The sequence below is a fragment of the Pseudomonas sp. HY2-MNA-CIBAN-0224 genome, assembly GCF_040310285.1.
GTDB classification, from domain to species: domain Bacteria; phylum Pseudomonadota; class Gammaproteobacteria; order Pseudomonadales; family Pseudomonadaceae; genus Aquipseudomonas; species Aquipseudomonas helleri.
Window position 1 is genome coordinate 1 of the sequence record NZ_JBEOPQ010000951.1, and the last position, 231, is coordinate 231.

Annotated in this window: 1 protein-coding gene; it reads right to left on the minus strand. The window is 45.9% G+C overall.

Annotated elements, in window-relative coordinates; translation table 11 throughout:
• Positions 1 to 23: 23 nt before the first annotated feature.
• Positions 24 to 231: glutathione S-transferase C-terminal domain-containing protein (locus AAEZ03_RS29060; RefSeq protein ID WP_350583476.1), on the minus strand; the 208-nt coding region annotated here is incomplete at its 5' end.

Below are 231 nucleotides of genomic sequence, written 5' to 3' on the forward strand. Positions count from 1 at the left end.
CCCTTATCGTTAAGCACTTAGGATTAAGAAGGAAATAGCACCACATCATCCTCTTCTTGCCAAGGCTGGTACTTTTTCATTGCCTGCAGGAATGATGGATGCGCCAGCCAATCTTGCAACCAGCGCTGTAGATTTGGGTAAGGTAGATCATAAAAAACATCGCGATCCACATGCGCAAACTGACGGACAAAAGGCATGATGCCAATATCGGCAATCGTTATGCTATCGCCT